Source organism: Methylibium sp. T29, from assembly GCF_000576205.1.
Taxonomy (GTDB): domain Bacteria; phylum Pseudomonadota; class Gammaproteobacteria; order Burkholderiales; family Burkholderiaceae_C; genus Methylibium; species Methylibium petroleiphilum.
Window position 1 is genome coordinate 1 of sequence record NZ_AZND01000137.1, and the last position, 9,344, is coordinate 9,344.

Annotated in this window: 7 protein-coding genes and 1 pseudogene; 4 read left to right on the top strand and 4 right to left on the bottom strand. The window is 71.9% G+C overall.

Annotated elements, in window-relative coordinates:
• The coding region (locus x551_RS14815; protein ID WP_036249210.1) for a phospholipase D family protein at positions 1 to 1,392 on the top strand (1,392 nt) is incomplete at its 5' end.
• Between the two features lie 15 nt (positions 1,393 to 1,407).
• Here x551_RS14815 and x551_RS14820 read toward each other — a convergent pair.
• From x551_RS14820 to x551_RS14830, 3 genes and pseudogenes are all read right to left on the bottom strand, one after another.
• Complete coding sequence (locus x551_RS14820) at positions 1,408 to 1,905, bottom strand: Dps family protein (protein ID WP_036234764.1); 498 nt, start codon at positions 1,903 to 1,905, stop codon at positions 1,408 to 1,410.
• A gap of 49 nt (positions 1,906 to 1,954) precedes the next feature.
• A pseudogene (gene katG / locus x551_RS14825) lies at positions 1,955 to 4,100 on the bottom strand (catalase/peroxidase HPI).
• 102 nt (positions 4,101 to 4,202) lie between these two features.
• Positions 4,203 to 5,126, bottom strand: a complete 924-nt coding sequence (locus tag x551_RS14830; RefSeq protein ID WP_036234761.1) for a hydrogen peroxide-inducible genes activator — start codon at positions 5,124 to 5,126, stop codon at positions 4,203 to 4,205.
• A 134-nt stretch (positions 5,127 to 5,260) separates the two neighbouring features.
• Between x551_RS14830 and x551_RS14835 the strand changes: the two genes are divergently transcribed.
• Genes x551_RS14835 through x551_RS27935 form a run of 3 tightly spaced genes read left to right on the top strand, consistent with a single transcriptional unit; the run spans position 5,261 to position 8,012 of the window.
• On the top strand, positions 5,261 to 6,928 hold the full coding sequence (locus x551_RS14835; protein WP_081771344.1) for a transporter substrate-binding domain-containing protein: 1,668 nt from the start codon (positions 5,261 to 5,263) through the stop codon (positions 6,926 to 6,928).
• A complete protein-coding gene (locus x551_RS26285; RefSeq protein WP_152543533.1) occupies positions 6,862 to 7,881 on the top strand; it encodes a hybrid sensor histidine kinase/response regulator in 1,020 nt (339 codons plus the stop codon). Before x551_RS14835 ends, x551_RS26285 begins: the two co-directional genes overlap by 67 nt.
• Positions 7,878 to 8,012, top strand: a complete 135-nt coding sequence (locus tag x551_RS27935) for a hypothetical protein (RefSeq protein WP_256363990.1) — start codon at positions 7,878 to 7,880, stop codon at positions 8,010 to 8,012. Before x551_RS26285 ends, x551_RS27935 begins: the two co-directional genes overlap by 4 nt.
• Positions 8,013 to 8,015: 3 nt before the next feature.
• On the opposite strand, the gene x551_RS14840 is transcribed toward x551_RS27935, so the two are convergent.
• Positions 8,016 to 9,344, bottom strand: a 1,329-nt coding sequence (locus x551_RS14840; RefSeq protein WP_036249213.1) for an ATP-dependent DNA helicase RecG, incomplete at its 5' end; no start/stop codon positions are given.

Below are 9,344 nucleotides of genomic sequence, written 5' to 3' on the forward strand. Positions count from 1 at the left end.
GGCCGCTCCGGCTTCGTGCCGCTCGACAGCGGGCTCGACGCCTTCGCGGCGCGCGTGTGGCTGGTCGACCGCGCCGGCAGCAGCCTGGACATCCAGACCTACATCTGGCGCAGCGACCGCACCGGCCGTTGGCTGCTGACGCGCCTGCAGGCCGCGGCCGAGCGCGGCGTGCGGGTGCGCCTGCTGCTCGACGACGGCAACGGCAGCCCCACGCTCGACGGGCTGCTGTCGCAGCTCGATGCCCACCCGGGCGCCGAGGTGCGCTTCTTCAACCCCTATCCGCACCGCGGCCTGGGCCGCGCGTGGGATCTGGCCACCGACTTCTCGCGCCTGCACCGGCGCATGCACAACAAGACGTTCAATGCCGACGGCGTGGTCACCATCCTCGGCGGACGCAATGTCGGCGACGAGTACTTCGGCGCGGCGGCCGACATGGAGTTCGCCGACCTCGACGTGCTCGCGGTCGGGCCGATCGTCGGTGAGGTGTCGGCGTCCTTCGACGCCTACTGGAACAGCGCCTCGGCCTACCCGCGGCGGTCGCTGCTGTTGCCCGGCAACGACCGGCCGCTCACGCCCGAGCAGCAGGCGGCGCTCGACGAGGCCAGCGCCTACGCGAAGGACCTGCGCGAGCGTCCGCGCGTCGAGCGCTGGCGCGAGCGCGGGCCGCAGGCGTCCGACTTCGTCTGGGGCCGCTCCACGCTGTTCGTCGACCCGCCCGACAAGGTGCTCAAGCAGGCCGGCGAAAGCGAGCTGATGCTGCCGCGGCTCGCGCGCACGCTGGGCAATGCCGACCGCAGCATCGACATCGTGTCGCCCTACTTCGTGCCCACCGACGACGGCGTGGCCGCGTTCACCGCGCTGCACGACCGCGGCGTGCGGCTGCGCGTGCTGACCAACTCGCTGGCCGCGACGGATGTCTCGGCGGTGCACGCCGGCTATGCACCGTATCGCCCGGCGCTGCTCGACGGCGGTGTGGAGCTCTACGAACTGCGGCCTGTCCCGGCGCCCGAAGGTCGCGCGCGCGGGCGGCTGCTGGGCCTGGGTTCGTCGCGCGCGAGCCTGCACGCCAAGACCTTCGCCGTCGACGGCGAGCGCGTGTTCATCGGCTCCTTCAACTTCGATCCGCGCTCGGCCTGGCTCAACACCGAGATCGGCGTGCTGCTCGAGCACCCAGGCCTCGCGCAGCGCATCGGCCAGGCGTTCGACACCGAGGTGCCGCGCCAGGCCTGGCAGGTGACGCGCGACCCTGACCGCGGCCCCGACGCGCTGCGCTGGCGCGGCCAGACGCCCGAAGGCCAGCCGATCGAGCTGACCGAGGAGCCCGAGGCCGGCTGGCTCACGCGGCTGTGGGTGTGGCTGTTGTCGTGGCTGCCGATCGACGGGCTGCTGTAGCGGCCCGCCGTCGGCTTACTCCTCGAGCAGCGAGCGCAGCATCCACGCCGCCTGCTCGTGCACCGTGAGGCGCTGCGTCAGCAGGTCGGCGGTGGGCTCGTCGGAGGCCTTGTCGGCCAGCGGGAAGATGCCGCGCGCGGTGCGCGCCACCGCCTCGTGGCCCTCGACGAGGATGCGCACCATGTCCATCGCCTTCGGCGGCTCGGCCGGCGCGTCCTTCAGCGAACTCAGCTTGCCGAACTGGCCGTAGCTGCCGGCGGCCGGGAAGCCCAGCGCACGGATGCGCTCGGCGACCGGGTCGACCGCGTTCCACAGCTCGGTGTACTGCGTCATGAACATGGTGTGCAGCGTGTTGAACATCGGCCCCGTCACGTTCCAGTGGAAGTTGTGGGTCGTGAGGTAGAGCGTGTAGGTGTCCGCCAGCAGGGCGTTGAGCCCCTTGGCGATCGCCGCGCGGTCCTTCTCCGAGATGCCGATGTTCACCGGCGGCGTGGCGGGACGGGTCTTGGCCATCGTGCGTGCTCCTGGGTCAATGGGAATGGCTGGAACTGTAGCCGCCGGGTCAGGTCAGGTCGTAGCGGTCCAGGTTCATGACCTTGGTCCACGCGGCCACGAAGTCGTGCACGAACTTGGTCTGACCGTCGGCGCTGGCGTACACCTCGGCCAGCGCGCGCAGCACGGCGTTGGAACCGAACGCCAGGTCCACCCGCGTCGCGGTCCACTTCTGCTGGCCGGTCTGGCGGTCCTTGCCCTCGTACACACCGTTGGCCGGCTGCCACGTCGTGCGCATGTCGAGCAGGTTGACGAAGAAGTCGGGGGTCAGCACGCCCGGCCGGTCGGTGAACACGCCATGCCGGCTGCCGCCGGCGTTGGCGCCCAGCACGCGCAGCCCGCCGACCAGCACCGTCATCTCGGGAGCGGTGAGCGTGAGCAGCTGCGCCTTGTCGACCAGCAGGTGCTCCACCGGCACGCTGCCCGGGCCCTTGAAGTAGTTGCGGAAGCCGTCGGCCACCGGTTCCAGGAAGGCGAAGGACTCCACATCGGTCTGCTCCTGCGTGGCGTCGACGCGGCCGGGGCGAACGGCACCTCGATGCCGACACCCGCCGCCTTGGCGGCCTGCTCCACGCCCACGCCGCCGGCCAGCACGATCACGTCGGCCAGCGAGAACTTGCCAGAGCCCTGTTGGAGGGTCTCCAGTGTCGCCAGCACCTTGGCCAGCTCGCCCGGGGTGTTGGCTTCCCAGTCCTTCTGCGGTGCCAGGCGAAGGCGCGCGCCGTTGGCCCCGCCGCGTTTGTCGCCGCCGCGGAAGGTGGAGGCCGAGGCCCAGGCGGTGGCCACGAGCTGTGCGACCGTCAGGCCCGATGCGGCGATCTTCGCCTTCAGCTCGGCGATGTCGGCGGCATTCGGCGCCGGCAGCGTGGCCGGGGGCAGCGGGTCCTGCCAGAGCAGCTCTTCCTTCGGCACCTCGGGGCCGAGGTAACGCACCTTCGGGCCCATGTCGCGGTGGGTGAGCTTGAACCACGCGCGCGCGAAGGCGTCGGCGAAGCCTGCGGGTTGTCGAGGAAACGGCGCGAGATCTTCTCGAACTCGGGGTCGACGCGCAGCGTCAGGTCGGTGGTGAGCATCGTCGGCTTGAGCTTCTTGCCGGGGACGTGCGCGTCGGGAATGATCTCCGGCGCATCCTTGGCCGTCCACTGCTTCGCGCCGGCGGGCGATTGCGTCAGCTCCCATTCGAACTTGAACAGGTGCTCGAAGAAGTCGTTGCTCCAGCGCGCCGGCGTGGTGGTCCAGGTGACCTCCAGGCCGCTGGAGACGGTGTCCTTGCCGTGGCCGCTGCCGAAGCTGCTGGTCCAGCCCAGGCCCTGCGCCTCGAGCGGCGCGCCTTCGGGCTCGGGACCCTTGTGCGATTCGGGCGCGGCGCCGTGCGCCTTGCCGAAGGTGTGGCCGCCGGCGATCAGCGCCACGATCTCCTCGTCGTCCATCGCCATGCGGCCGAAGGTCGCGCGGATGTCCTTGGCGGCGGCAAGCGGATCGCCGCTGGCGTTGGGACCCTCGGGGTTCACGTAGATCAGGCCCATGTGGGTGGCGGCCAGTGGCTGGTCGAGATCACGGTCGCCGGTGAAGCGCTTGTCGGTGGCCAGCCAGGTGGTCTCGTTGCCCCAGTTCACGTCGTTGTCGGGTTCCCATACGTCCTCTCGGCCGCCGGCGAAGCCGAACGTGCGGAAGCCCATCGACTCCAGCGCCACGTTGCCGGTCAGGATCAGCAGGTCGGCCCAGCTGATGCGCTGGCCGTACTTCTGCTTGATCGGCCACAGCAGGCGGCGCGACTTGTCGATGTTCACGTTGTCGGGCCAGCTGTTGAGCGGCGCGAAGCGCTGCTGCCCGCGGCCGCCGCCGCCGCGGCCGTCGGCCGTGCGGTAGGTGCCGGCGGCGTGCCAGGCCATGCGCACGAACTGCGGGCCGTAGTGGCCGAAGTCGGCCGGCCACCAGTCCTGCGAATCGGTCATCAGCGCCAGCAGGTCCTTCTTGAGCGCGAAGTAGTCGAGCTTCTTGAACTCCTCGGCGTAATCGAAGCCGGCACCCAGCGGGTCGGACTTGCTCGAGTGCTGGTTCAGCAGCTCCAGCCGCAACTGGGAGGGCCACCAGTCCTGGTTGGTCGTGCCGCCGCCGGCGGCGTGGTTGAACGGGCACTTCGATTCGGTCGCCATGCAAGTCTCCAGGGGTTGTCCACGATGTTTCGCGGCCAGTTTAGGAGGCGCATCCCGCCCGATCAATGACGGTGCGGCAATGGCGGCGATAGCCGCGGGCGCTCAGGGGGTCAGGCGGGTGACGCCCGACAGCTCGCAGGCGTAGATGGCGTTGCGCAGCGCGGCGATGGCCTCGTAGCGCGTGAAGGTGCGCCGCCACGCGAGCACCACGCGGCGCGTCGGCAGCGGCGCGCTGAAGGGCACATAGCGCAGGTGCGGCTGCGGCTCCTTCGGCACGCTGAGCTGCGGTACCACGGTCACGCCCATCCCGGAGGCGACCATGTGCTTGATGGTCTCGAGCGACGAGCCCTCGAAGCTCTTGCGGATGCCCTCGGCGTCGCTCGAGAAGCGCGCGAACTCCGGGCACACCTCGAGCACGTGGTCGCGGAAGCAGTGGCCGGTGCCGAGCAGCAGCATCGTCTCCTTCTTCAGCTCCTCCGACGAGACGCTCTCGCGCTTGGCCAGCGGATGGGTGGCCGGGCAGGCGACGACGAAGGGTTCGTCGTAGAGCGGCGCGATGGCGAGGCCGGTGTCGGGGAAGGGCTCGGCCATGATGGCCGCGTCGAGTTCGCCGGTGCGCAGCATGTCGAGCAGCTTGACGGTGAAGTTCTCCTGCAGCATCAGCGGCATCTGCGGGAACATGTCGATCGCGTGCCTCACCAGATCAGGCAGCAGGTAGGGACCGATCGTGTAGATGATGCCCAGCCGCAGCGCGCCGGCCAGCGGATCCTGGCCACGCTTGGCGATCTCCTTGATGGCCTGTGCCTGCTCGATGACCGACTGCGCCTGGCGCACGATCTCCTCGCCCAGCGGCGTGGTGGAGATCTCGTTGCTGCCGCGCTCGAAGATCTTGACGTCGAGCTCGTCCTCGAGCTTCTTGATCGCGACGCTGAGCGTCGGCTGCGAGACGAAGCAGGCCTCCGCCGCGCGGCCGAAATGGCGCTCGCGGGCGACGGCCACGATGTAGCGCAGTTCGGTCAGTGTCATTTCCGGGTCCCCAGCCTTGGAGCGGATTCTGCGGGCTTTTCGGCCCCGACGGCGCGCGCGCTGCCGCGCAGGCCGTGCTAACGTCGATCGGGGAGCGACCCAGGGAGGGTGGCCTTTGACGCTGCGGGACGAAGATGCGTAGCGGCTTGCCGCGGGCGCTGCGATGGCTGGCCGGGTCCGTGCTCGGCCTGTGTGCGCTCGCCTGCAGCGCCGCGTCGCCATCGCCGCTGCGCTACGGGATGCTGGCGGATTTCCCGCCGTTCCAGATCTGGCCCGAGGGCAGCGAGGCCGGGGGCGCCGATCTGGAAATGCTGCGCCGGCTGGCGCCCGCGCTCGGGGTGCAGGTGGAGCCGGTGCGCTACACCGACTTCGTGGCGCTCGAGCGCGACCTGCGCGCCGGGCGGCTCGACCTCGCCTCGTCGATGGCCCGCAACGCCGAGCGCGAGCCGACGCTGGCGTTCTCGGTGCCGTATGCGCTGATCGAGCAGGCGGTCGTCACCCGCGCGAGCGATCCGTCGGGCTCGCTCGCGGCCGACCTGAACGGCCGGCGTCTGGCCACCGTGGCCGGCTACGCCGCCGAGGCCAATGCGCGCGAGCTGTTCCCGCTGGCGCAGCGGGTGCCGGTGGCCAGCATCGCCGACGGCCTGCGGGCCGTGCAGCAGGGCCGTGCCGACGTGATGATCGAGGCGCAGCCGGTACTCGTCGGCACCATCGAGCGCGCGCGCCTCGCCGGCTTGCGGTTGGTGCGCACGCTGGCGTTGCCGAGCGGCGCGCTGCATTTCGCGGCACCGAAGGCCGGCGCCGCCCGGCTCGACTCGCTCTCGGCGGCGTTGGCGGGCATGGGTGCCGAGACGCGCGAGTTCATCATCGGCCGATGGCGTGCGGAACCGCATTTCGCGCGACGCGCCGAGCCGCTGCGCCTGGACGACCCCGAGCGCGCGCTGCTCGCCGCGCAGCGGCCGCTGAATGTCGCCGTGGTGGACGGGCGGCTGCCGTTCGCGGTGCTCGACGCCGATGGCCGGCCGCAGGGCCTGTCGGTCGACGTGCTGCGCGCGGTGCTCGGACGCCTCGGGCTCGTGTCCGGCACCTGGCGCGCGAGCGGCGCCACCGAGGCGCTGGCGGCGCTGCAGCGCGGAGAGGTCGACCTCGCGCTCGGCCTGTCGGCGGTGGCCACGCCGGCCGACACGGTGCGCTTCATCGGTCCCTACATCGAGCACCCGATGGTGCTGCTGGGCCGCCCCGGCGGCAGCGCCTGGGGTCTGGAGCAGCTCGTCGGCCGGCGCCTTGCGCTGCCACCCGCACATTTCGCGCGACCGTTGATCGCCGCGCGCTACCCCGGCATCGAGCTGGTGGCTTGCGATCCGCTGCCGAGCTGCGTCGAGCGCGTCGCGAGCGGCGGCGCCGACGCGGCACTGGCCGACGTCATCACCGCGGCGGTGCTGCTGGCCGAATCGCCGCGCAGCGACGTGCAGATCACCGGCACGGCGGCCGGCTTGCGCCAGGAGCACGGCATCGCGGTGTCGTCTCGTCACGCGGCGCTGCTGCCGCTGCTGCAGCGGGCGCTGGATGCGACCGTGGCCGACGACCTGCTCGAGCTCAAGCGCCGCTGGCTGACGCGTCCGACGCGGCGCGCGTCGTGCGCGAGCTGCTGCTGCGCTACCTGCCCTGGGTCGCGACGGCGCTCGCCCTGCTGCTCGCGGCGTGGTGGTGGCACCACCGCGGACTGCGGCGCGAGATGCAGCGCACGCTTGGCGCACAGCGCCAGGCCGAGCGGGCCCGCGGCGCGAGCGAGCGTTTCGTGACCTTCCTGGCCCACGAGGTGCGCAACTCGCTGCATTCGGTGATCGCCGGGGCCGAGCTGCTGCGCAGCGGGCGCGAGGTCTCGGCGTCGGTGGCCGGTTCGCTGGGTGACTCGGCGCGCTCGACGCTGAACCTGCTGAACAACCTGCTCGACCGCAACCGGCTCGACGCCGGCCGGCTGAGCCTGCACCTGGAGCCCGTGCAGCTCGGGCCGCTGCTGCGCGGCGTGCGCGCGGAGATGCTGCCGGCCGCACGGGCGAGACAACTCACGCTGACCTGCACCGCGCCGATGCCCGACCCGTTGCTGCGCGTCGACGCGCTGCGCGTCGAGCAGATCGTGCGCAACCTGGTGGCCAACGCGATCAAGTACAGCGAGCGCGGCGAGATCCTGATCGAAGCCCGCTGCACGCCGCAGGCGGGCGAAGAAGCGTCGCGCTGCGTGATCGAAGTGCGCGTGCGCGACCAGGGCCCGGGCATCGCCGAGGCCGACCAGGCGCGGCTGTTCGAGCGCTACTACACCGCCGGCGGCCAGACGGCGGCGCGCAGCGGCACCGGGCTCGGGTTGTCGCTGTGCCGCGACCTCGCCGCGCTGATGGGCGGTGCGCTGCACATCGAGAGCAGCCCCGGGCACGGCACCACCGCGCTGCTGCGCTGGACGGCCGACGTCGAGACCGAGGCCACCGGCCCCGCGCCCCTGGCCGAGGACGCGCCGCGCCGGCTGCTGCTGGTCGAGGATGCCGATGTCTACGCGATGCTGCTGGAGCGTGCGCTCGCGGCCCAGGGCTACGCGGTGCGGGTCGCCGGTTCTCTGGCGGAAGCGCAGGCCGCGCTGGCGGCGCCGGGCCCGCCCTTCGAGGTGGTGCTGACCGACCTGAACCTCGGCGACGGCGACGCGCACGGCGTGATCGCCGCCGTGCGCGCCGCGCGGGCGCAGGGCTGCCGGCGATCGTCGTGATGTCGGCCGATGTCGACCCTGAACGGGTGGCCCCGCTGCGCGAGGCCGGGGCCGAGGCGCTGCTGCAGAAGACCGGCGACGTGGCGCTGCTGGTGCGCCAGTTGCTGGCGCACGTGAACACGGGGCCCTGACCGTCAGGCCTTCAGGTACTCGGCCTTGCTGCCGAGCCAGCGGTTCACGTGGGCGTCGGCCGCTCGCGGGTGGTGTTCCAGCAGCTGCGGCGCCAGCTGTCGCGCCTGGGCCAGCAGCGCGCTGTCCTCGGCCAGGTCGGCGAAGCGCAGCAGCGCCGCTCCGCTCTGGCGGGCGCCCATGAATTCACCGGGACCGCGGATGTCGAGGTCGCGGCGCGCGATCTCGAAGCCGTCGTTCGTCTCGGCCATCGCTCGCAGGCGCGCCTTGCCGGTGTCCGACAGCGGCGGCGTGTACAGCAGCACGCACACGCTGGCCACGCTGCCGCGGCCGACGCGACCGCGCAGCTGGTGCAGCTGCGACAGCCCGAAGCGCTCGGCGTGCTCGATCACCATCAGGCTCGCGTTGGGCACGTCGACGCCGACCTCGATCACCGTGGTCGACACCAGCACCGCCAGTTCGCCGCCGGTGAAGCGCGCCATCACCGCGGCCTTCTCGGCCGCCGGCATGCGGCCGTGCAGCAGGCCGACCTGCACGCCGGGCAGCGCCTCGCCGAGCCGCGCGTGGGTCTCGGTGGTGTTCTGCAGGTCCAGCGTCTCGCTCTCCTCGATCAGCGGGCACACCCAGTAGACCTGACGGCCCTTCGCCACCTCGTCGCGGATGCGCGCGATCACGCTGTCGCGGCGACCGTCGGCGAAGACCTTGGTGACGATGGGCGTGCGGCCGGGCGGCAGCTCGTCGAGGGTGCTCACGTCGAGGTCGGCGTAGTAGGTCATTGCCAGCGTGCGCGGGATCGGCGTGGCCGACATCATCAGCAGGTGCGGCTCCAGCGGCGTGCCCTCGAGCTTGCGCTTGAGCTGCAGCCGCTGCGCGACGCCGAAGCGGTGCTGCTCGTCGATGACGGCCAGGCCGAGGCGCTCGAACACCACGCGGTCCTGGATCACCGCGTGCGTGCCGACCACCAGCCGCGCCTCGCCGCTGGCCACGCGCTCCAGCATGCGCGTGCGCGCCTTGCCCTTCTGGCTGCCGGTGAGCCAGGCGATCGGCACGCCTAGCGGCTCGAGCCAGCCGACCAGCTTGCGGAAGTGCTGCTCGGCCAGGATCTCGGTCGGCGCCATCAGTGCGCACTGCCAGCCGGCGTCGATCGCCACGGTGGCCGCCAGCGCCGCGACCACCGTCTTGCCGGAACCCACGTCGCCCTGCAGCAGCCGGTGCGTGGGGTGCGGGCGGGCCAGGTCGCGCGCGATCTCCTCGGTCACGCGGTGCTGGGCCCCGGTCAGGCGGAACGGCAGCGCCGCGAGCAACTGCTCGTGCAGGCCGCCGGCGCCCGCCCG